This window comes from Spirosoma validum (genome assembly GCF_014699035.1).
Taxonomy (GTDB): domain Bacteria; phylum Bacteroidota; class Bacteroidia; order Cytophagales; family Spirosomataceae; genus Spirosoma; species Spirosoma validum.
Genome location: NZ_JACXAA010000004.1, coordinates 481,809 through 504,855 on the forward strand (window position 1 = coordinate 481,809; position 23,047 = coordinate 504,855).

Genomic DNA, 23,047 nt, shown 5'->3' on the forward strand with positions numbered 1-23,047 from the left:
AATAGGATTTAAATAAGTAATTGAAAATACACAAATAAGAGGTTGTTTTGCACAAATCCGACTATTGACTACTTCTTCCAGTCAAGAAAAGCTGCTCTGGAAGAAGTAGTCAATACGGTTTAGCGGCCCATCCAGCCGCCGTCTACGGTTAAAATGGTGCCATGTACGTAGCGGGCAGCATCGGAAGCCAGAAACACAATTGGGCCTTTAAAGTCGTCAGGTTCGCCCCACCGATTGGCCGGAATTCGGCTTAAAATGGATTGACTACGTACTGGATCGCCCCGTAATGCTTCGGTATTGTCGGTGGAAATATAACCCGGTGCAATGGCATTGACATTAACCCCCTGGCCTGCCCACTCGTTGGCAAACGCTTTCACCAAACTACCAATAGCCCCTTTACTGGCAGCGTAGCCCGGTACGTTGATGCCTCCCTGAAACGTAAGAAGTGAAGCCGTAAAGATTATTTTACCACTCTCCCGTGCCACCATTTCTTTGCCAATCTCCCGGGTCAGTAGAAACTGCGCCGTTTGGTTAATGGCAATAACTTCATCCCAATACTCATCGGAATGTTCGGCGGCTGGCTGGCGCAGGATCGTACCAGCATTATTCACCAAAACATCAATGACAGGGTGTTCCTGCTTCACCTGACGAATGAATGCATACAGCGAATCCCGTTTGCCAAAATCGGCCTGGTAAGCAAAAAACTGACGGCCCTGGGCTTCGACGGCTTTCGCTATGTCGCTGCCTTCACGTTCCAGGTTGGCCGAAACGCCTATAACATCGGCACCCGCTTCGGCTAAAGCCTCTGCCATCGCTTTCCCAATACCCCGTTTGCAACCGGTCACCAGGGCGGTCTTACCGGCAAGACTAAATTGATCGAAAATACGCATTGATACTTGACTAGATTACTGTGGTTAAATTATAGACTGGACTGCTTTGCCTGTACGCAACGTTACCGCCTTGATTTACGTAACAGATTCAAATGGAATACGCCAACCGGGTTAGTACTGAGTTGAGTTTCCGGCAGAAACGGCATCCTGGCAAAGTTCAATTTCTGTTATCCCGGCATAAACTTATCTGCCTGTTCTAGTAACTAGACCAGTAAGCTTTGTTGCCGGATAACGGGGCCTAAATTATAGGACAAATGCAGGAATAGGCGTGATTCCTGGTCCGATATTTATCTTTTTTCTGTGCAAACGTTTGCGGTATCGTTTGCATGTACGTAATAGCATCAACGCTTTACGACTAGGATTGAAGCGTTGTTTTAATCTCATTAGTGAGCAAAGTAGTAAGGTTTACTCTTTTTACTTTTAAGCGTTATAGTTTAACGCTATCCACACCCAGAGGTCCATGAAAAATACACCGGTCACGATTAAAGACATAGCGCGGTCGCTGAATATCTCAATCTCAACGGTATCCAGAGCCTTGCGTGGACTGCCGGAAATCCACCCGGAGACGCGTAAAGCCGTCATGCGGTTGGCGGAAGATCTGGATTATCAGCCGAATCAGCTGGCTAAAAATCTGGCTAAAAGCCGCACGAAAACGATTGGCGTCATTGTGCCGAATTTGAGTTATTATTATTACTCAGCAATGCTTAACAGCATTGAGGAAGCTGCCCTGCAAGCCGGTTACAGTGTACTGGTGTGTCAAACGAACGAATCGTATTTACGCGAGATCACAAACGTTCAGAATCTGCTACGTAGTCAGGTCGAAGGATTCATTATTTCGTTGTCGCGCGATACAAACAACTACGAACACGTCGAACGGCTGGTTCGTAAGAACATTCCCCTGGTGTTGTTTGATCGCTACGCCGAGAGTATCAACGTATCGAAAGTCATTGTCGATAACCACGCTGCTTCCTTTAAAGCGACCGAGCACCTGATTGAAAACGGCTGTCGACGTATTGGCTTTCTGGCGGGACCAACACAATTGGTGTTAAGCAACCAACGGGTAGAAGGCTATCGTGCCGCTTTGGCCAAATACGATCTTTCGGTTGGCGACCAGTACGTGTTTCACTGTGATTATACGCAGGAAAACACAATCATGCAGACGCTGGAGATGATGAGTTTGCCACAACCACCCGATGGAATTGTTGTGATCAGCGATCGAATGGCATTTTCGGCAATGTACGCCATGAGTCAAAAAGGAATCCGGATTCCCGACGATGTTGCCGTTGTCAGTTTTAATAATGAACCCGTCTCGGCTTATTTTTCACCCACGCTGAGCAGCATCAGCCAGCCTATTCAGGAAATGGGTACGGAGGCCGTTCGGCTTTTATTAAGGGAGTTAGAGGCTGTTGACGATACTGTTCCGAAAGAAACCAAAGTTATGGAGACGCAGCTCATCATACGGACGTCGTCGCTTAAGCAGGCCAGGTAAATGCGGGCAGTGGTACAATGGTACGTATCACTTTGTGAAATCGAGATCGTAACGCACGTTTAGGCGGAAGCCGTTATTCAATTCGAATACGGGCTTGCCGGTAACTGGTTCTACTTCGGGGTGTTGCGTAATTTGATTGAGGTAATTCAGTTCCAGCGCAAACGAATCGCGGATCTGGTACCCCAGCCCGCCGGAAATACGGTTCTGGTTAAACACGTTCTGCTCAACGTTCTGACCAAATCCGATGAACAATTCATCAAAGAAATTGAGGTAAAATTCGCCATCATCAACCGTTTGTCCTTTCAATGGGATCTCGCCGGAAATCTGGTAGCGTACCCGATGCTGGTATTCCCAACCGGCAATCTGGCGTGGGTTCGTCTCACTGCCGTTGCCAAGCCACCGCTGTTCGAGCCGGAAGCGATGGGATAGTTTCACAATGCCGAGTTTATCGCTGAGCTGAATCTCTTCGTGAATACGGTGTTCAAGAGTTGGAACTCCCGCATCGGCAACTGGATAATCGCCGTAGGGATACGTAGTGAAAAACGTATAGCCTCCGCCTACTTTAATCCGGTCCGTCAGTTTGTAAGTCAACCCCAGCCGAGCCAGCGATTGTTGCCAGGAGCGGATCAGTTCAACCCGACGCCACTGGTATTCTGTATGAAGCGCCCAGCGTTCGCTAAGCTTGTGATCGCCATTGTAGACGTACCAGCCAATAGCGTTCCGGTCGATGATTCGGTTTTGCTGACCGAAAACTGTGGTTGATAAGAAAATGAGAAAAACCAGGAAGCGAACTGACATTAGGGCGTTGCATACGTACAGACCAATAAGATGTTTGGCGTCTTGTTAGTTTAAAATCAGTAGCGTACGGTACCGGGATGAAAAGTTCGCCAGCTATGCCAGAACTCCTGGTGAGCCGGAATTCGCGTCAGATCTGCTTCCTGTCCGATCGCTTTACCCGTGAGAACATACGCCTGGTTGTTGCTCACGAGCGTATCATGTTGGAGTGAAAAGCGGGTAGTAGACGTAGGGCGTTGGTAGGCAAAGAAACTTCGATTATCGTCTGCCAGTACCAGCAGAATCGGGCGGCTCGCGAAGGTATCGTGAATGAGCCGTTCGCGCTTTAGGCGATTCCAATCGTACGCTTTCGTCTGATCGCCGATTGTCAGACCGACAACCCACGATTTGTCGCGCCAGGATAAACTATCGGTCTGGGTAAGTTCGCTGCCGCCTTTACCCCGTTCGTAGTTAGCCATTTTAACGTAACGCTCGTTATACGTTGTATCCGGCTGCATGATGAGACTGTTCGGATGGAGGATCAGCCATTTTTTCAGTGTCATTTGCTCGCTGAACACTTCGGGTAACGTATCACCTTTCAGTTGACCCGCAATCGATTCTCCGTTTGCCTGTCGCCACCAGCTGCCTGTCGTTGCATCCTCAAACATGGCGTTGAAATGATCCATGCCTACCAGTCGAAATGTTTCGGGTTTGCCGTTGACGATGCGCTGAAACACGCGCCCCGTGCGGCAGACAGTACAATACGTTACCATAACAGGCTGACCACCAATGGTGTCTAACACCTGATGATGGTAGCCGATGTATTGAATCGGGTACGCTTTTGCCTGACCGTTTAGCACGACGCCCAACACTTCACGATCTGGTTTAACAACGCTTTTCTCCGCTGGTTTCAGCTGCAAATTGCCGGGTTGGTAAAACATGTGATCAGCCGACATTCGAAAATTGAAAGCGTAACTAACAATGGCTACCAGTAGTAACGCTGCCAGCGCCAGCCACTTCGACCCTCGGAAAGCACTAAACAGACCAATGAAGAGCAGGAGGCCAAATACCGTCCGAAAAGCCCACCGCCAACTGTAGAGAAAATAAGCCAGATCAATACTTGTCATCCGCTGACTACCAGGCATCGGCATAATGAAATAGACGTTCGCTACCTCGAAGAGCAAAAGACCTATAATACCGATGTAAAAAAGTGCTTTCATGTTTACGGCAAGGCAAATGCTACGTACTGATTTCCTTTTTTTACGCCTATTTTTCCGCCACCACAAGCGATAACAACGTATTGTTTACTTCCGATCTGATACGTCGCGGGAGTAGCAAAACCAGCCGCTGGAAGATCCGTCTCCCAGAGTAATTTGCCCGTTTTTTTGTCGAAAGCCCGGAATTTTTCGTCGCGTGAACCGCCGATAAAGATCAGCCCGCTGGCCGTTACCACCGGACCGCCATAGTTCTCCGTCCCGGTGTTGGCAATGCCTTTGGCCTTGAAGGCTTTTTCTTCGCCGAGTGGGATTTTCCAGACGTATTCGCCTGTGTTCAGGTTGATCGCGCTGAGGGTTCCCCAGGGTGGTTTGATGGCCGGGTAACCCTGACTATCCTGAAAGCGATTATATCCCGTTATTTTGTAGGGTAGATACGGTCTTTTCGCCTTCGAAGCCACGGACGAACCCGGTGCTTCCTGCTTCTCGTCATCGAACAGGAAAGCGACAAGCGCATTTTTCTCTTCGGCGGAAAGTGCTGTGAAGCCCGGCATCATGCCCCGACCGTTGCTGACCGTCTGCATAACGTACGGACGATCCCGACGTTGGCCAATGTTCACTAAAGACGGGTAACCGCTACGTGGATTTCCCTTCCGTTCGGGACCGTGGCAACTGATACAATTCTGCGCATACACGCGCTGACCGGGACTTAGGTGCGCTAGTTCATCTTGTTTTGGCGTGTCGATCAACTTATAGAGCCAGGGAATGTCATTGGCATTTACATACAGAATGCCATCGGGATCGGCGGCAGCTCCACCCCATTCGGCCCCGCCATCGGTACCCGGAATCATGAGCGCCCAGCCTTTATCAGTGATGGGTTCATAAGGTCGTTTGCCAACGTTACGGAAAAGCGTAAGCAGAGAATCCCGATCAACAGAGTTCGGGTTAATGTCGGCTTCGGTCATTCCCTGACGAACAAACGGCGCTGGTTTTTGGGGTACAGGTTGCGTGGGCCAGGTCGATTCACCGGGCATGTCAGATTTTGGGATGGGAACTTCCCTGATCGGGAATAACGGCTTACCCGTTACGCGATCGAATACGAACACGTAGCCCGTTTTGGTCACCTGCGCCACCGCGTCAATCTTTCGGGGCCGACCATCAGGGCCGTTTTGAGTGACAGTGATCAGGTTCGGGGGTGCTGGAAAATCGCGATCCCACAGGTCATGATGAACAGCCTGATAATGCCATAACCGTTTCCCCGTCCGGACGTCAAGCGCCAGCAGACAGTTGGCAAACAGATTTTGCCCTTTCCGATTGCCCCCGTAAAAATCGTATGAAGGCGAACCCGTGGGTACGTAGATAATACCGCGAATCCGGTCAACAGCCATCCCCGACCAGTTATTGGCCCCACCGACGTCGAAATTCCTGTAGGCTTCCTTGGGCCAGGTTTCGTAGCCATATTCACCAGGATGCGGAATGGTATGGAATGTCCAGACCAGCTTCCCCGTCCGAACGTTGAACGCGCGAACATAACCCGGTGCAGCATCGGCTTCTTCCGATAACCGAACGGGCATGATGATCAGGTCTTCGAATAACGTACCCGGCGTATTGGAAACAATAAACTTATCTTTCGCCTGTTCACCCAGGCCATCGTGCAGATCGATATGGCCGTCCTGCCCGAAGGATGGAATGGGCTGGCCGGTTTTAGCATCGAGTGCGTAGAGAAGTGGTCCGATGGCGTGTAGAATCCGGGGAACGTCTTTTGCCGTTTCGCCCGATTTTGGCGCCCAATACGTAACGCCCCGGCTCGTGTTCGCTCCCGCTTTTTTCAGGCCGCCATACCGCCAGATTTCCTTGCCCGAAGCCGCATCGAGCGCAAAGGCCTGAACGTTAGGCATGACGCCATAAAGAACGCCGTCAATAATAATCGGGCTGGTTTGAATCTGGCCACTGTCGGGTGTCGAATACCGCCAGGCCACCTGTAGATTCTTTACGTTGTCAGGATTTATCTGCGTCAGAGCGGAGTAATGGTTCCGGTCAGGACCGCCAAGGTATTCGCTCCAATTGGTGAAATCGTTGGGTTTATCGTCCGTCAGATTCTGGTTTAGCTGCGACCAGCCAATAGCCAAAGCAGCCAGCGCGGCAACTGGCAAAATAAATCGTTTCATACGGTTCAGGGTAGTCTGACAAATCTACACGAAAATTTTAATCGTGGCTTTGATGTAGTCGATTAAGTAGCTAATCTGAATAGGAATGGTCTTAGGAAGATTGTTAATAAAAATTAAATAAAACGATAAAAATATATTGTTTAAATTAATTAATGACTAGTTTTACACGTCAAATGATAAAACCTTTCTTATATCTTATGAAAACAATTACCATCGTCTTTTGGGCAGTTGCCATATTGATTGGAACTGAATTATTGCTTTTCACGTATAGAGGCCTTTCGGTTATTCAGGATTACACGGGCGTTCTTCGATGGATGTGGCTGTGTAAGATTGCTACCTATGTCGGTATTGGCCTGATGGGTATCGTGTTGTTACGTATCATGAATATCTTCAAAAGACAGGGGTATTTTACGCAGAGCAGCATTAGGCAACTGAAACTGTTTGGCTTACTAAGCCTGTGCGTTGCCTTGGCAAATTCAATGGCGAATGCAGGCATGGATACCTGGAAGTATTATCACAAGGCGATAAGCCTTTCCGACGCTCGCGAACGACTGCTCTTTTATCTGGCTGAAAATGTTTTTGATCAATCCCTGCTGGTGTACGTATTGATACTTTCCATCATGTTGTTTGTGTTTTTTACACAAAAAGCGCTCTTGGTTAAACAGGAAAATGAATCGTTTATCTGAATGAAGATTATTGTTAATCTGGATGTGATGATGGCCAGGCGAAAAATGTCGCTGAATGAACTGGCCTCTCGGGTTGGCGTAACGAACGCTAATCTATCGATTCTAAAAACCGGGAAAGCACGCGGGGTGCGCTTTGATACGTTAGCAGCTGTTTGTAAAGCCCTGCAGTGTCAGCCGGGCGATATTTTAGAATATAGCGATGAAGAATCCGAGCTTGTGGAATATACCAATGAAGCGGTGCCCGTTGATTAATTATCAGGAGTTTGTTTCTGGTCGAAAAAGAGAAATATGAAGGCGATTTCCGAAAGATAAACTTGTAGAAAGTAAAAAGTCCCGGATCATATCCGGGACTTTTTACTTAATAGTTTTTGTCAGATCCTAAATCTAAATACCGGCTGTTGCCCGTACCTCGACCGGGGGTTTGTTCCCGATTGGCATTGGGTGACTGACGCTTATTGTCAGCAGGTTGATTCCGCTGGACGTTACGTTCGTCGGTACGTACCTGATTCCGGGTGTCGTCACGTCGGGCCGGTTCGTTACTGGCTCGGCGTTCGTTCGTGCGATTCGCATTGCCGGGTTGCGACGTACTATTTCTCCGGTCGTTACCCGATTGCTGCCGTTGGCCGCCATTGCGATTACCGTTACGTCCCTGTCGTTGCGCAGGCGCAGCGGGCGAAACCGAAGCCGTTTTAACATCGAGCACATACGGATGGTCCGTTACGACGGGAACGTTCTTGCCAATCAACTTATGAATATCTCTCAGGTAAGTGGTTTCTTCGGCGTCGCAGAAGGAAAGCGCTATCCCGTCATTACCAGCCCGTCCGGTTCGACCAATCCGGTGAACGTAGGTTTCCGGGATGTTCGGCAGTTCGTAATTGATCACGTGCGAAAGCTCATCTACGTCGATGCCCCGCGCGGCAATGTCGGTAGCGACCAGCACCCGTGTTTCGCGACTTTTAAAATTCGAAAGAGCACGTTGGCGGGCGTTCTGCGATTTATTTCCATGAATGGCTTCCGCACCAATTCCGGCTCTCAACAGATCTTTAACAACCTTATCGGCCCCGTGTTTCGTGCGGGCAAAAACCAGGGCTGACCGGATCTTTGTATCGTTCAGGACATGAACCAGCAGTTTACGCTTGTCGTCTTTACTAACAAAGTACATGGCCTGCTGAATTGTATCGGCGGTCGACGAAACTGGCGTCACTTCCACTTTAGCCGGGTTACGCAGAATCGTATCGGCGAGTTTAGCTACGTCGGGCGGCATGGTTGCCGAGAAAAATAACGATTGCCGACGCTCGGGCAGCTTCGCAATAACGCGCTTTACGTCATGAATGAAGCCCATGTCGAGCATCCGGTCGGCTTCGTCAAGTACAAAAAACTGTACGTCACGCAGGGACACAAATCCCTGGTTCATCAGATCAAGCAAACGGCCGGGCGTGGCAATCAGAATATCAATCCCTGCCTTCAATGTGTTGACCTGGGCATGCTGGGAAACACCCCCAAAAATAACCGTATGCCGGAAATTCAGATGACGGCCATAAGCGGCAAAACTTTCATTGATCTGGATAGCCAGTTCGCGTGTTGGTGTCAGTACCAGCGTTTTAATTCGCCGGGGCGCTTTCGGATTTTTGTTCCGCTCTTCGTCCTGTAATTGTAGAATCGGAATCGCAAAGGCTGCTGTTTTACCCGTACCGGTCTGAGCACAGCCTAATAAGTCACGGCGGTTTAACAGAATCGGTATCGCTTGTTGCTGAATGGGGGTTGGGGTGGTGTATCCTTCTTCGGCGAGTGCCTTCAGGATAGGGTCAATTAAATCTAAATCGGAAAATTGCATGTGTTGGTTGGACGTCGGCAGGCAAGGAAAGAAAGCTTTGGTTTAAGGTTCGCATCCAACGTCTTTGTAAAGTTATATGAGTACAACTCCAACTGGATAAATAAAGTGCCATTTATAGGTGGAGTACAAAAAAACGGACGTAACAACTTGCTTCAGCTATCACATCCGTCTGGAAATATGGAAAACAAGTACTTAGTCGTATATACTCCCTGCTGTTTGTTCGACCAGTCCTTTGGGAAGCAACCAGGCCATGAGTTTTCCGGCTTTATTGAGCAGACCCGTTACCACTTCGATTTTACCAGCAAGCATGGCGTCAACGGCTTGCTGTGCTACGTCTTTAGGGGTCATATTCACTTTCTCGGCGGCTTTACGACCTTTCTCGCCGATCTGCGCCCGATCTGCAAAGCCCGTATCTGTCGAACCCGGACAAACACAGGTGACCGATACCGATGACTTTCTTAATTCCTGATGCAAGCCCCGGCTGAACTGAAGCACGAACACTTTGGAGGCTGAGTAAAGGCTCAAGCCCGGTACGGCCTGGTACGCAGCTGAACTGCCAATATTCAGGATATAAGCTTTGGACTGTTGGCGAAGCTGGGGTAGAAACAGATACGTTAACTCAACCAGTGCTGTCATGTTCACACTCATCATGTTGGTATGCTCGGCCAGTGAATGCTTTTCGAATGGACCACTCAGACCGTAGCCTGCGTTGTTTATCAACGCCTGAACAGCATATTTTTTCTGACTGCACCAGTCGAAAACCTGTTGCGCGGCTCCCGCTTCTGCCAGATCAATGGCGAACGTATCCGTCTTAACGCCATGTTCAGTGGCTACTTGTTGAGCAACCTGCTTCAACAAAGCTGCTGATCGTGCAACCAGCAGCAGGTCAAACTTTCTGCGGGCCAGTTCCCTGGCAATTTCCAGACCAATGCCTTTACTGGCACCGGTGATGAGCGCGTAGGCCATACATGAAGGAGAAAAGACAAAAGGGAGGAAGGAGAAAGGAGAGGAAGCTTCAGCAACCCTCTCCTTTCTCCTTCCTCCCTTTTGTCCTCGATTAAATGTTTACTTTCGAAATAAACCGATGGTAGAACGGAGTCTTACTGTTTTCGTCCTTCGGCATGTATTTACCCGTTACGACCGGTACATACATCACACGCCGACGGCTGGCTTCGCCAACATGAGGAGACTGCTGCGCCCGGTGCCAGAGACGACCGTCGTGTACTGATAAATCGCCCGCGTTGATGTCAAAGCCGATTTCTTTTTTGTCGGGCTCGTTGTCAACGAAATATTTCTTACGGAAGAGCATTTTGAGAATACCCTGCTTGTGCGTACCTGGAATTACGCGCAAACCACCGTTTTCATAGGGCGTTGCATTCAGGTGAATACCGACGTTAAGCATCGGCATGATACGCTGACCGAGGAAAATGTCGCGCGGGCTATCCGTATGCCAGCCCATCTGAGAAAATTTACTGTTGGGCGTCCGAACGTAGTGGTTTAAAATAAGACCGTCTTTCTCAACTTCGGCAATCCGGCCTTCATACGGCTGTAACAGGTCAACAACGGCCTGCAAACGGGGGTCCTGTAAAAATTCGTGAAGCGCTTTGCTGTATTGCGACAGGAAGCACATCCGTTGAATCATGGAATTCCCGGCCTCATCCTGACCAAACTTGAGTGGAATACCGTTCACTTTATCCCGGCCTTCATCAAGCCATTCTTTCTCAATACGTTCGGTCTCACTGATGAATAATTTGACCGTTTCAGGATGAATAAAATTACGGAAAACGATAACGCCATGTTTGTTGAAAAACTGACGTTGTTCCTGGGTAATGGTTTCGCCCAAACTAAAGGGCGGTAAATCGATTTTGCTCATATCGGTGGTTTACAGTTCGGACGTTCCGGGTTCAGTGCCAACCGTTGGTTGCGTCGCATTAGACGGGTGCAACCATAATGGTTCCTTTAGGGCCCAAATCTACGAAATTTACAATTTTAGGATTACTTTTAATTGATTTAATTAATGCGACTTTAATTAACGACTATTCCAGGTGTGGTGGTCGATTTATTTGATCAACGGTTAATTGTCCTGTTAATCAATGGATTTGTTGGGTTCTTTTAGCATTTTTTCCAGTCAGCCTTAGCATGCGATATCGTCTAAGAAGCTGATAATAAACTCAGTTTTGATTGAGGTAACCTCCTGATTTTACCATTTATAATTACTGATAGAACCGCGGCCCCGCCTGTTGGTCTGATTAATGGCGCAAGCTGCGTTACCTATATCGTTAATAACTAACAGACAAATTTATACTCACTTAAGGGCAATTTAATGTGGATTTGGCCGGAATGACTGCTTTCCTGAATGAACAGTGAATCCTGAGTGATCAACTGAACTATACTACTTTTTCGACAAATCCTGCTGATCGGATTTGGGCAGAGCCGTTGAGTCGACAGGATGAACTACGCTGTTCCAGCCACTCAATGCCAGCCATTTTCCAAGCCGATAAAGCGGGTAGGTGAATACGAATGCCCCAACTACGTCAATGGTATAATGAACGTGCTGAAGCAATAAGCCTGCGCCCACAATCAATGTCCCAATGAACGTAAAGAAACGATCCCACCGACGGCGAAGGCACATAAATATCAGAAAGATAGTGGATGTGTGACCAGAGTAGAAAAGATCTTTTGTAATGTACGTTTTCCCATAGAAAGCGTTCGTCAGCGGATCGACCAGTGGGAGCAATCCGACGGGCGGATTAAGCGGTACTAAATTGATGGATAGCATCCGCGAAAGGGTAATAATAATGTAGGAATAGATAAATGTCATAAAGATCGTTGGACTACGCCGAACACGAATGAGCAGAAGGAGACCTGATGCCCAGATCGTTATAAATATGATCAGCGAAACATCCTGGGGAGGCAATCGATCTAATACCCAATCATTTAGGACGGGGCCCGTGTGTTTCTCGATTGTTTGGAAGAAATAAGGGAACGTAACCAGAATGGCCAGAATACCAACCAGGCCAACGCCTAGTTTTCGGCGGAATAACGGAGAACTCCAGGCAGTGTTCCAGGCCAGATCGTTGATTGGACTGGGAGTAAGAATGGACATAAGGGAAATAGAAAAGACCGCAAATTTACGAACAGAAGCGGTATACTGCATTAACCATTGCAAAGAGAGTCCTGTTGCAACGGACGCCTTCGCTTTTCTGAAAGTGGCCCTGGCTGTCTTCCGATCGAACAGTTATAATTTGGCGCCACAGTATTTGCAATGAACAGCGTCGGGATCGTGTCCCTGGCGACTGCAATTGGGGCATGCCTGGGTCGATATCTCTTGTTTTCTCCCGGCGTTGGCGTTGGTTAAACTAACCGCGACAATGCCCGTCGGAACGGCAATGATAACGTAGCCCAACAGCATGATGATCGTAGCGATAAACTTCCCCATAGGCGTACTGGGTACGATATCGCCATAGCCAACGGTTGTGATCGTAATGACAGCCCAGTAGATGCTGAGGGGAATGCTCTGAAATCCGTTGGCATGTCCTTCTACTACGTACATCATGGCGCCGAGGGTAATGACTAATGTAAAAATGGCAACGAAAAAGACGGTAATCTTAGCCCGACTTTCGCGCAATGAATACGCAAGCACGGAAGCTGCTTCGGTATATTCGCCCAGCTTCAGAATGCGGAAAATACGTAGCAGACGCAGAATCCGTACGGCGGCCAGTTCATGCGCACCGAACAGGAACAAACCAAGGTAGCTGGGTAAAATAGCCAGTAGATCGACCAGACCGAAAAAGCTGAATACATAACGTAACGGTTGTCGAATGCTGATGATCCGCAGCACATATTCCAGCGTGAACAGAATGGTAAACACCCACTCGATCCGATCGAAGAGAGGACCGTATGGCTTTGTTAGTGAGGGTATACTCTCCAGAATGACAGCCAATACGCTGAGAACAATCAGAAAAAGTAACGTAACGTCGAATGCCCGCCCGGCCAGCGTATCGGATTCAAAGACGATTTCGTGGAGTCGGTTCCGGAAGCGTTGCCATTGAGAGTTCATTACATATTTTTTAAACAGTGGCCGGATAAATGTAACGTAGGGTTATTTAACGTAACGTTTTTTATTTGCTTCTGAAAATAAAATGGGGAAATGATACGCGGTTGGTCGAAATTTTCCGCTTATATAATCAACACTCCACTCCGGTAGTAAACGCATTACTCGTACCGCTTCGGTATCCCAAACTGAACCTGCCCCTTTAATTAGCTTAATAGCAGGCTTGCCTCCTTCCGGATGACTAATAATGCGCACGAAAACTTTTATTACTAAGTCGGTAGGTAGAGTAGGTAATTTATTCCAGGCAATACGGCTGTAAACGAAATGCTTCAATTTCCCATTATCTACCTCGTACGTAGAAATCTTTGTTTTACGATTATCAAATACGGTTTTTGAACTCAGAGTACCCTGATTAAACTGATAAACCATTTCATACGCATAAATTGACTTATAAGCGTCATGATAGTACCGAAGCAACTTACCTCTTGGGCTAATAAGGTCACCCGAGAACCAGTCTGCCAGTACCCATCCTTTGTTAAACTGATCGCCAAACAAAGTTGCTAACGGAACTGCATGTCTGTTGGCAAAAGAGCACGAAACAATGTTCGTTAGGTATAATTTATTGTCAGTCAGTTGCCAGTAAGCTATATATCCACGCCAGCAACTTGTATCCCAATTGTTTAAAAAATCTCTGGCAAATTTAGCCTTATCGGGGAGCGTTTCGAGTGGATTAGAAAACAATAGAAACGTATCTGCGTTTACGACCAAATAATCGGGTGTCTGGCCCGTTGCAAATGATGAACTTATTCTAAAGATAAACCATAGAATGAGAAGTATACGTCGGAACATACTGAATTAAGCCTTTTCAATAAGAGGTAGGCTAACATATTTTTCCATAACTTAAACCATCAACAGCCGCCAGATTCCTGAGATCAGGAGGAGAACAAGGGCGGCCGGGGTTAGCACTTTCCAGCATAGATGCATCATCTGATCGACACGAATGCGGGGGAATGTCCAGCGTACCCACATCTGAACGAGCACGGCGAGGAAAACTTTCGATAATAGCCAGAATCCACCGGTTAGTTGCCCCCAGAACGTACCAGGAGCGCCACTAGTCCAGTCGGCTAGCCGGACGGGGCCGATATTCGGCAGGGGGGTATTCCAGCTTCCCAAAAACAAAACAGCACCTAAAAATGACACGAGCAGCATCATGGCGTATTCGGACAGGTAAAGCAGCGCAAACCGCATACCTGAATACTCCGTATGAAAACCGCCCACAATCTCCGATTCGCCTTCGGGCAAATCGAAGGGAGCGCGATTGCTCTCGGCCAGCGTACAGATAAAAAAGATTACGTAGGCAATCAGCAGAAACGGATTCCGCAGGATGTTCCAGGTGAAAATTCCGCCCCAGCCCGTTACGTCGACCCCTAACGCTTTCAGGCCAAACAGATAGTTTGTCTCGTGGGTGTAGATGCCCTGCTGAAAGCTGAGCGCCTGTAAGTTGAGCGTCTGACAAATCATAACGACACACAAAATGGTCAGACCCAGCGGAATTTCGTAGGAGATAATTTGCGCTACGGATCGCATCGCGCCGAACAGAGAATATTTGTTGTTCGAACCCCAGCCTGCCATCAGGATGCCTACTACGTCGAACGACACGATCGCCATGAGATAAAATACGCCAACAGCTGCATTTGACCCCTGAAGGTCTGGCGTGAGGGGCAGCACGGCAAAGCCCGCGAAAACCGATGCGAAAATGATTGCAGGAGCCAGTAGAAACAGTCGTCGGTCGGCCGCGGTTGGCACGATGTCTTCTTTCTGAAGAAGCTTCAGAAGATCAGCAAAAAGCTGTAACAGGCCCCACTTCCCCGTTTCCATTGGCCCAAGCCGGTCCTGCATAAAGGCGGAGACCTTACGTTCGGTGTAAACGCCAACGACCACAAAGCCGGAAGCCATAGCCAGGAAAATAGGAAGTGCAAGCATAACAGAAGTGAAGAATGTAGAGTGAAGAATGAAGAATAAATGCTTGTCAAGAAATTTGTATTCTTCACTCTACATTCTTCATTCTTCACTAAAAATTAAAACTCTGCTGTTTTTGGTGCTCTTGGGAATGGGATGACATCGCGAATGTTGCCCATGCCCGTTACGAACAGAACCAGTCGCTCGAAGCCGAGGCCAAAACCAGCGTGCGGAGCCGACCCAAACCGACGCGTATCCAGATACCACCAGAGCGCTTCGGGCTCAATACCCACTTCCTGCATCCGGGCAACCAGTTTGTCCAGGTCGTCTTCACGTTGCGAACCACCGATGATCTCACCGATGCCAGGGAATAATACGTCCATGGCGCGAACCGTCTTTCCATCAGGGTCCTGCTTCATGTAGAACGCTTTGATCTCGCGGGGATAGTTGGTCAGAATGACCGGTTTCTTGAAATGCTTTTCGACCAGATACCGCTCATGCTCTGACTGTAGATCGACGCCCCATTTCACTTCATACTGAAACTGGCCTTTTTTTGCCGGTTTCGAGTCGACCAGAATATCGATAGCTTCTGTATACGTCAACCGTACGAATTCGTTGCTGATAACGAAATGAAGTTTTTCGAGCAGACTTAGTTCGCTTTGCTCTTCCTTCTTTTTGGTTTTTTCTTCCTCCTTCAGGCGATTATCGAGGAACGCCAGATCATCGGCGCAATGCTGCAGGGCGTATCGGATTACGTTTTTGACGAAATCTTCCGCCAGATTCATATTATCTTCCAGCTCATAAAACGCCATTTCCGGCTCGATCATCCAGAACTCGGCCAGGTGACGGGTGGTGTTGGAGTTTTCGGCGCGGAACGTTGGACCGAACGTATAGATTTTTCCCAAGGCCATGGCGCCCAATTCACCCTCCAGTTGGCCCGATACAGTCAGGTTGGTCTCGCGACCAAAGAAGTCCTGGCTATAATCGACTTTACCTTCCTCATTGAGCGGAGGTTTGATCGCATCCAGCGTTGTCACCCGGAACATTTCACCGGCTCCTTCAGCGTCGGAAGCGGTGATGATAGGCGTGTTGAGGTAATAGAATCCGTTGTCGTTGAAGTACTTATGGACGGCAAACGCTAGCGCGTGACGAATCCGTAGTATCGCACTGAACGTATTGGTACGTGGACGCAGGTGAGCAATCTCGCGCAGAAACTCCAGCGAGTGACGCTTTGGTTGCAGCGGATATTTGTCGGGATCGGCGGTACCGTAAATCGTTACGTTGGTAATCTTGATCTCGACAGCCTGCCCCGCCCCCTGCGACTCAACCAATTGTCCCGTAATGGCCAAGCAGGCACCGGTCGTAATGAGTTTCAGTGTATCCTCATCGAGTTGACCAGTTTCCGCTACGGCCTGGATATTATTAATTGTTGACCCATCGTTAAGGGCAATAAAAACGGCGTTTTTACTTTCGCGCTTGGTCCGAACCCAACCTTTGACGGTTATTGTTGTGCCAACGGGCGCAGCTTTTAATAATTGCTGAATGGGAAAATAACTCATACTAAAACGACGACCAAAAGATGATAGTGGCCGCAAAAGTACGGATTGTCGTCCGAATCGTCCACAGATTTTAATCGGATAAACACATAAGGCGCGTTACTTGCCAATTGACCTTCTATTTTTGCAGGAGTGAACCAAACCGACCTTAACCTCATGGCGCTTACACTGTACATAGTCCGTCACGCGAAAGCGGAAGATCGGGCCATCTTTATGTCCGATTTTGACCGGAAACTAACTTCCGATGGGGTTATGGCCGCGGCTCGAATGGGTCGTTATCTGAAAGGGGAGGGTGTATTACCTGACGTGATTACCAGTAGCACGGCGCCCCGCGCCAGCGAAACCGCCAAAGGGATAGCTGAACAGATTGGGTACGATCTGGCAAAAATTGACTTTAATGAGAAATTGTACGAAGGTGGGCCCAAAGCTTATTTAGCGGCCATCAACGCTGTACCTGAAACAGCTCAAAGTGCTATGATCGTTGGGCACAATCCCGACGTATCGTATTTGGCCGAGTTTTTGACGCATCAAACTATTGGATCGATGAGCAAAGGGGCTGTGGTAGCCGTTACGTTCGAGAATCTCTCGTGGGCGGAAGTTTCGGGCAGAACGGGAAACGTATCGTTTCAAATGACGCCGAAAAAACTGTCTAACGAACAATAGCCTGTTTAGAATAGATTGTTTAGAGTGATGTCGGTTTCTGCAGCAAAACCGACATATATTTCTTAAATGTCAGTTTTTGGAGCGTCAACCTAGTTAAAACCGACATCACTGTTATGAGTCGCAACCGTCGTATTTTTATTGTCGTTTTCATCGTTTTCACGGCCATTGTTGCCCTGCTCGCTATCGATATGGCCAGCCGAACAACAGCGCCCTGGAACAAACGTAGGGAAGTGGAACGGGCTTTACCGACAGCCAGAGATGGAACGGCTGTCGATACAATGGCCACCGATACGTTGCTTGAACCTTAATCGTATGTTAAATCTTTCGGCGGTACACCATATCGCCATTATCTGCTCTGATTACGAAGTTTCGAAGCGATTTTATACCGAAATCCTGGGTTTGTCTGTGCTGGGCGAACAGTATCGGGCTGAACGACAGTCTTATAAATTAGACCTGGCTCTGAATGGCCACTACGTTATCGAACTGTTCTCGTTCCCAAATCCACCGAAACGCCCCTCCCGACCCGAAGCACTTGGGCTGCGCCATTTAGCGTTTGCTGTCCCTGATATTGATGCATCCGTTACCCATCTGACAGCGCATGGCGTAGTCACTGAACCCATCCGCGTGGATGAAACGACCGGTCGGCGCTTTACCTTTTTCGCCGACCCTGACGATCTGCCGCTGGAGTTGTATGAAGCATAAGGCATAGGGTCGCACTACGTATTACACTATGGTTGCTGGAAAGGTTAGAATCTATCCCGAGTAAAGCGAAATGTCACCAATATGGCCACTATAGTAGCTGCAACGATGGCTGCCCCCGCCAAGACATGTACAGGCTGTTCCGTTTTTTGGTCTGTCTCTTCACTACGTATTGGCTTGGATTGGGGTTTATACGTTCCATCGGTTACGTCCAAGATTAATTGCGTTGCCTGTTCCGGAACGTCCAGTTGAGGGAAGTGGCCGCTATGATCAAACCAATGCAGACTGGCATCGGGAAACAGCTGGAGCGCCAGCTTCGATTGACTGGGTAAACAAACCAGATCCTGACGGCCCCACCCAATGACCAATGGTTGCTGAATAGACCCCCTCGGAGCACCCTTCTGTTTCTCACCGTGAGCAAGGTTATCCAGTAGCTCGTTGAAGGTGGGCGTGGGAACAAATGTTCGTAGTTCGTTCAGGGCAATTTCAGCCGGCAGTTGCCACGGTCGGGCTGAAAACTGGGCAAAAAGCAACGTTCGGGTGATTGGGTTGCCGGTCAGCGCGGGTAGAATAGGTTGTAGTCGATCAACAAGTTGAGCCGAGAGACGGACGGAGTGATAGAAAAACGGAATTTCCCATCCCTGCCAAAAGCCGCCCGGATCAAGCGACACGACTGCACCCAGCACCCCACCCCGCCGGGCGAGTTCGAGAACCAGCCGGGCGCCCATCGAGCTTCCGACTGCATCGATACCAATCAGGTCGTTTTCCTGGAGGAATTCAGTTACGGCATCGGCCATCGTTTTGATAGACACCTCGCCAGTCAGCGGGGGTGTCGCACCAAAGCCGGGTAAGTCCAGGGCGATAACATCGCGTTCGCTGGCAAGAGCGTTACTAATCCGATCCCACGAACGATGGCTACTGCCTATACCGTGAATTAATAAAAGCGGTTTTCCCGTACCGAGTCGACTATACTGCATGGTCATGATATGCTGCGCTTTATCGTTGAATGCTATACCGCCGAACGGTTGAACCGGAGAACTGATCTATTGAGTACGACGAGGTGTAGTAAGAGTAACCGGGTTCGATACGTACTGTTTTTGTTAATCCGATAAACTTTTCGATCACCGAATACCAACACGAAGGAAAACACGCTGCCGCGCACTCTATTTTAAAACAGCTGTCAGTACGTCGACCAGCGCGTCCACATCCTCACCTGTATTGTACACGTGAGGAGCGATACGTAGCACCCGTGCTCTGGCCGATACCGACACATTTTTGGCCTGTAACGCTTGCTGAACGGTCATTGGATCGGAATGAGCAGGCAGCCATACACCAACGAGGTGGTGGCTACGGCCTACACTACCGTTCTCTGGTTCAAGTTGACAGCCAAGTTTTTCCAGAATTGGCCAGGCGTCGGCCATTAAGGTTTGGGTATATGCCTGGATTCGGTCAGGCTGCCAGTCAATCAGTTGCGTTAACGAGACTTCCAGCATGGGCATTTGCAGGAAATGCGAGTGCTCACCGACGTTATAGCGGTAGGCTTTGGGGCGGTATTCTGGCTGGTAATCCATTAGCCGATGAAATTGGTTACTGTCCAGTCGATTCATCCAGCCTTCTTCGAGTGGAATTCCCTCATCGAAAGCGGGGCCATAATACGCCAGTCCGAGCGAATAAGGACCCATCAGCCACTTGTAGCCCGCACAAACAACGGCATCCGGCTGAATCTTCGCCAGATCGAATGGTAAGGCGCCAATGGCCTGCGTTCCATCGATAACAAACCACGCACCGACCTCGCGGGCACGCTGGCCAATCGCTTCCAGATCGAAACGAATACCATACATCCAATGCACTGGTGGTACGATGACCAGGGCTGTGTCGGCATCGATTGCTTCCAGTAATCGTTCGTTCCAGGTGGGCCCTTTCGGAAAGTTATCGGGCATCCTGACAGTCGTAATCGTTAAGCCTAGTTCTGAGCAGACGCGCCCCCACGCATAGACATCGCTGGGGAATTCATCGCCCAATAATACGATACGTTGTCCCGCCTGTATGCCGGGTTTTCTCGATAGATTCAGGGCTACGACGGCCATTCCGTACGAAACGGAAGGCACAACGGCAATTCGGTCAGGGTCGAGCGATTCGTCGTTCCGGTTGTTGATGAGTTGGGAAAACAAAGTCCGAACGCGAATAGCGTCACTAAAGAAATCATCAGGGCGAAGCCCGAATGGATTGGCCTGGCGAGTCAGCAGTTCATGGCCAGCCTGCTCAACCGCCCGACTGAAAGGGGCACGGGTTGCGCAGTTCAGGTAATGAATGCCTTCGGGAAAGGAGAATAGATGCTTCTGGGTAGTAAGTTGATGATTAGCCGTTGTCAGCATACAAATAAGATTGACGTAGCTTGAAATAACGGCAATAATCAGGGAGTTCAAAGATGGGCAGTCTTTTTATTTTAATGGCCCCTGCACACGAATGGGTTTCTCGAAGTCAGATTGCATAGTCGGTGGTAACTGAAATACCTGACCCTGTTGATTACAGAAGTATAAATACGAAGCCGATGGCTTACGGGCATTTCCGTCGGCCCAGAACGCATAAAAATCGGGATGAGCGGCCACCGGACGTCGGGGATAGGTCTGATTACGTAGTGTTGCTTGCGTAATAGCCTTTACTTTTTGCCAGCTTTTTCCTTTATCCGTGCTTTCCAGCAACACCAGATCGCCACCCGTGCCGTACGGTTGAGGACCAGGTTCTGCCGGCCCAATAATCCGCCAGGTGTTTCCTGCTACGTAGAGAGAGCCCATATCGTAGTTATGATCTGACGAAGCAACCGGGTAAATGGCCCACTGTTTGCCCGTCCAGTGCGCTACGTGCCATGCATAAGGACCATTCGCCGGACCGGGTTCTGGTCCTTTGCTGGTGATGTAGAGAATAATCGGTCGACCGGATACGTCGTAGTTGACGTCGGATATATAAGCATTGAGCCCCAGACTTTTGTACTCTTTGACCAACGCCGGATTGTTTACTTCTTTCACCGGCAGACGGATTGGCTTGCCATCAGCCGTATGCCAGGTTTTGCCAAAATCGGCGGTTTCGACGTAGTAGACGTTCGTGCGGTAATCGAGTCCGGCTCCAATCTTCGTGTTGGGATGGTAATTAAACGCGCTGCCTAGTTTATTGCGCCATTGACCGCTGCTCTGGTAATGTCCCTCTTCAATGGTGGCGATATCCTGCCAGGCCGACCACGTAACGCCATCGGCGCTGGTAATGGCTGAAATAGTTCGCCGTGGCTTAGTGTCGCCATAGAGTAATACGCCCCGATCGTAATGCGTCATCAGATTGATGAATCCATGTCCTGGCTGGTAATACGTCTGTAGGTACGAGAAATTGTTGAACGGAACAATCTGGCCTTTTTCATCTAAACGCGTTGCGTCAATTTTATCGAATCCATCGATGTCGTAAGGCTTACGGCTGCGGTGAATGAACGAGGGGCGCTCAGTGCCGTGCGACGTAGAAAAAATCCAGACATACCCCTTTTCGTCGAGTTGAATCACCGGGTTATCGTGGGCATCGTCGGTGTTTTTGTTGAGTAAGAGGGCGGGCTTCGATACCATGCCTGTTTTATGATCGAAGACGCCGATCATGTGGCATAGTTCACGGGAAGTTGAATCGGTTACGCCACCGTAGCAAAAAAAGGTTTTATGAACGGTCGGAGCATAGACTGAAAAGGGATAGTGATTAGCCGGATACGTACCCAGTCCACCGCTATACTTGTAAGCGTATTCGTTTTTAGTCGGCCCAATAAAATACCAGAGTCCTTTATAGCCATCAGCTTTCTCAATTTTGGCTTCCTGAGCAAAGGCTACGTTTGTTAAGCAACAGGCCAGTATAAAGAATAGAACTACTCTCATTGCGGTTAAAAAGCGAAGAACAAGAATTCTACATTCTGTGGTGTCAGATGTAAGCATCTGACATTGTGCGGTTTCTCAAAGCCGAACATTACTATTCATTCGGTTTTGAGAAACCGCACCGTGTCGGTTATTGTAACCGACACCACGTATAAAGCCCTATTAACCCCGCTTCATACTTCTTGGATGATACTCTTTCAGCGTCTGCTTCAAATAATCGCGGTCAAGGTGCGTGTAGATTTCGGTCGTGGTGATGGATTCGTGACCAAGCATTTGCTGCACAGCCCGCAGGTCAGCGCCCCCTTCAATCAGGTGCGTCGCGAACGAATGTCGGAACGTGTGCGGACTGATCGTCTTTTTGATTCCTACGTCTGAGGCCAATTTTTTGATCGTAGTAAAGACCGAAATACGGGACAGTTGCTTCCCCCGCAGATTCAGAAAAATCGTGTCTTCATCGCCTTTCTGTACGTCCAGTTTACCACGTACGTGTTCGACATAAATACGGGTATAATGCATCGCATCTTCACCGATCGGTACCAGCCGAACCTTATCACCTTTTCCCACTACCCGAACAAAGCCTGCGTCGAAAAAGCAGTTCGTTAGGCGTAGGTTGAGCAACTCAGAAACCCGTAATCCTGAACTATACAACACTTCGAGCATGGCCCGATCGCGGGTGCCGCCGGGTGTCGACAGGTCGATAGCCGCCAGTATATCCTCGATTTCCGGAAAACTCAACGTATCAGGAAGCTTCCGGCCGAGTTTGGGTGATTCCAGCAATTGAGTCGGGTCATGCTGAATGAGATTTTCGAGCAGTAAATACTTGAAGAATGATTTCAATCCCGACAGTATCCGCGCCTGACTATGGGCCGATAGACCCAATTCGCCCAGGTATTTCAGGAAGTTCATCAACTCCTTTTCCGTTACCTGCATGGGCGATAACTCAGGATTTGTCAGCAGAATATATTGGTAAAGCTTTTCGGCGTCGTGCAGATAAGCTTCTACTGAATTTTCGGCCAGTGATCGTTCGAGTTTAAGGTAGTTCTTAAAGGCGTTTATATAACTTTGCCACATAATGGTAGTCTGGCCGGGCTGGCGTCCCAGCGGCCACGTCCGGGTAAAAAAAAAGTTAATCACACCCGGACGTGGCCGCTGGGACGCCAGC

The 23,047-nt window shown here is 48.9% G+C and carries 22 protein-coding genes; 6 read left to right on the plus strand and 16 right to left on the minus strand.

Annotation, left to right across the window (positions count from 1 at the left end; all coding sequences use genetic code 11):
- Positions 1 to 119: 119 nt before the first annotated feature.
- On the minus strand, positions 120 to 884 hold the full coding sequence (locus tag IC230_RS14425) for an SDR family NAD(P)-dependent oxidoreductase (RefSeq protein WP_191039768.1): 765 nt from the start codon (positions 882 to 884) through the stop codon (positions 120 to 122).
- A 466-nt stretch (positions 885 to 1,350) separates the two neighbouring features.
- Here IC230_RS14425 and IC230_RS14430 point away from each other — a divergent pair, with 466 nt between their 5' ends.
- Entirely contained in the window at positions 1,351 to 2,379 is a 1,029-nt protein-coding gene (locus IC230_RS14430) for a LacI family DNA-binding transcriptional regulator (RefSeq protein WP_191039725.1), read from the plus strand.
- 27 nt (positions 2,380 to 2,406) lie between these two features.
- Here IC230_RS14430 and IC230_RS14435 read toward each other — a convergent pair whose 3' ends face one another.
- Genes IC230_RS14435 through IC230_RS14445 form a run of 3 tightly spaced genes read right to left on the minus strand, consistent with a single transcriptional unit; the run spans position 2,407 to position 6,535 of the window.
- Positions 2,407 to 3,177: a DUF2490 domain-containing protein gene (locus IC230_RS14435; protein WP_191039726.1), complete on the minus strand. Its 771-nt coding sequence runs from the start codon at positions 3,175 to 3,177 to the stop codon at positions 2,407 to 2,409.
- A gap of 56 nt (positions 3,178 to 3,233) precedes the next feature.
- Positions 3,234 to 4,373 carry a DUF3179 domain-containing (seleno)protein gene (locus IC230_RS14440; protein WP_191039727.1) on the minus strand — a complete coding sequence of 380 codons (1,140 nt, stop codon included), beginning with the start codon at positions 4,371 to 4,373 and terminating at the stop codon, positions 3,234 to 3,236.
- Between the two features lie 2 nt (positions 4,374 to 4,375).
- A complete protein-coding gene (locus IC230_RS14445) occupies positions 4,376 to 6,535 on the minus strand; it encodes an outer membrane protein assembly factor BamB family protein (protein WP_191039728.1) in 2,160 nt (719 codons plus the stop codon).
- Positions 6,536 to 6,732: 197 nt separating this feature from the next.
- On the opposite strand from IC230_RS14445, the gene IC230_RS14450 reads away from it, so the two are divergent.
- Both IC230_RS14450 and IC230_RS14455 read left to right on the plus strand, forming a co-directional pair.
- A complete protein-coding gene (locus IC230_RS14450; RefSeq protein ID WP_191039729.1) occupies positions 6,733 to 7,221 on the plus strand; it encodes a hypothetical protein in 489 nt (162 codons plus the stop codon).
- Positions 7,222 to 7,473 carry a helix-turn-helix domain-containing protein gene (locus IC230_RS14455; RefSeq protein ID WP_191039730.1) on the plus strand — a complete coding sequence of 84 codons (252 nt, stop codon included), beginning with the start codon at positions 7,222 to 7,224 and terminating at the stop codon, positions 7,471 to 7,473.
- Between the two features lie 106 nt (positions 7,474 to 7,579).
- Here the strand turns inward: IC230_RS14455 and IC230_RS14460 are convergent, their stop codons facing one another.
- The 8 genes from IC230_RS14460 to asnS all read right to left on the minus strand — a co-directional run bounded on the left by IC230_RS14460 (position 7,580) and on the right by asnS (position 16,627).
- The gene (locus tag IC230_RS14460) at positions 7,580 to 9,055 is read right to left on the minus strand and encodes a DEAD/DEAH box helicase (protein ID WP_191039731.1); all 1,476 of its coding nucleotides are present in this window, start codon (positions 9,053 to 9,055) and stop codon (positions 7,580 to 7,582) included.
- A gap of 192 nt (positions 9,056 to 9,247) precedes the next feature.
- Positions 9,248 to 10,021, minus strand: a complete 774-nt coding sequence (locus tag IC230_RS14465; RefSeq protein ID WP_191039732.1) for an SDR family NAD(P)-dependent oxidoreductase — start codon at positions 10,019 to 10,021, stop codon at positions 9,248 to 9,250.
- 91 nt (positions 10,022 to 10,112) lie between these two features.
- On the minus strand, positions 10,113 to 10,928 hold the full coding sequence (locus IC230_RS14470; protein WP_191039733.1) for a phytanoyl-CoA dioxygenase family protein: 816 nt from the start codon (positions 10,926 to 10,928) through the stop codon (positions 10,113 to 10,115).
- 519 nt (positions 10,929 to 11,447) lie between these two features.
- Positions 11,448 to 12,161: a phosphatase PAP2-related protein gene (locus IC230_RS14475; RefSeq protein ID WP_191039734.1), complete on the minus strand. Its 714-nt coding sequence runs from the start codon at positions 12,159 to 12,161 to the stop codon at positions 11,448 to 11,450.
- 132 nt (positions 12,162 to 12,293) lie between these two features.
- On the minus strand, positions 12,294 to 13,115 hold the full coding sequence (locus tag IC230_RS14480; RefSeq protein WP_191039735.1) for an ion transporter: 822 nt from the start codon (positions 13,113 to 13,115) through the stop codon (positions 12,294 to 12,296).
- 42 nt (positions 13,116 to 13,157) lie between these two features.
- Positions 13,158 to 13,850: a hypothetical protein gene (locus IC230_RS14485; protein ID WP_191039736.1), complete on the minus strand. Its 693-nt coding sequence runs from the start codon at positions 13,848 to 13,850 to the stop codon at positions 13,158 to 13,160.
- A gap of 159 nt (positions 13,851 to 14,009) precedes the next feature.
- Positions 14,010 to 15,092, minus strand: coding sequence for a complex I subunit 1/NuoH family protein (locus tag IC230_RS14490; protein ID WP_191039737.1), 1,083 nt, complete (start codon positions 15,090 to 15,092; stop codon positions 14,010 to 14,012).
- A gap of 95 nt (positions 15,093 to 15,187) precedes the next feature.
- Positions 15,188 to 16,627, minus strand: a complete 1,440-nt coding sequence (asnS, locus tag IC230_RS14495; RefSeq protein WP_191039738.1) for an asparagine--tRNA ligase — start codon at positions 16,625 to 16,627, stop codon at positions 15,188 to 15,190.
- Between the two features lie 153 nt (positions 16,628 to 16,780).
- Between asnS and IC230_RS14500 the strand changes: the two genes are divergently transcribed.
- The 3 genes from IC230_RS14500 to gloA2 all read left to right on the plus strand — a co-directional run bounded on the left by IC230_RS14500 (position 16,781) and on the right by gloA2 (position 17,989).
- Entirely contained in the window at positions 16,781 to 17,287 is a 507-nt protein-coding gene (locus tag IC230_RS14500) for a SixA phosphatase family protein (RefSeq protein WP_191039739.1), read from the plus strand.
- 113 nt (positions 17,288 to 17,400) lie between these two features.
- Complete coding sequence (locus IC230_RS14505) at positions 17,401 to 17,595, plus strand: hypothetical protein (protein ID WP_191039740.1); 195 nt, start codon at positions 17,401 to 17,403, stop codon at positions 17,593 to 17,595.
- Positions 17,596 to 17,599: 4 nt separating this feature from the next.
- A complete protein-coding gene (gene gloA2, locus IC230_RS14510) occupies positions 17,600 to 17,989 on the plus strand; it encodes an SMU1112c/YaeR family gloxylase I-like metalloprotein (protein WP_191039741.1) in 390 nt (129 codons plus the stop codon).
- Positions 17,990 to 18,033: 44 nt separating this feature from the next.
- Here gloA2 and IC230_RS14515 read toward each other — a convergent pair whose 3' ends face one another.
- The 4 genes from IC230_RS14515 to xerD all read right to left on the minus strand — a co-directional run bounded on the left by IC230_RS14515 (position 18,034) and on the right by xerD (position 22,956).
- Positions 18,034 to 18,969 carry an alpha/beta fold hydrolase gene (locus tag IC230_RS14515; RefSeq protein ID WP_191039742.1) on the minus strand — a complete coding sequence of 312 codons (936 nt, stop codon included), beginning with the start codon at positions 18,967 to 18,969 and terminating at the stop codon, positions 18,034 to 18,036.
- 180 nt (positions 18,970 to 19,149) lie between these two features.
- Complete coding sequence (locus tag IC230_RS14520) at positions 19,150 to 20,361, minus strand: aminotransferase class V-fold PLP-dependent enzyme (protein WP_191039769.1); 1,212 nt, start codon at positions 20,359 to 20,361, stop codon at positions 19,150 to 19,152.
- A gap of 66 nt (positions 20,362 to 20,427) precedes the next feature.
- Positions 20,428 to 21,888 carry a BNR-4 repeat-containing protein gene (locus IC230_RS14525; RefSeq protein WP_191039743.1) on the minus strand — a complete coding sequence of 487 codons (1,461 nt, stop codon included), beginning with the start codon at positions 21,886 to 21,888 and terminating at the stop codon, positions 20,428 to 20,430.
- A gap of 159 nt (positions 21,889 to 22,047) precedes the next feature.
- Entirely contained in the window at positions 22,048 to 22,956 is a 909-nt protein-coding gene (xerD, locus tag IC230_RS14530) for a site-specific tyrosine recombinase XerD (protein WP_191039744.1), read from the minus strand.
- Positions 22,957 to 23,047: the final 91 nt, after the last annotated feature.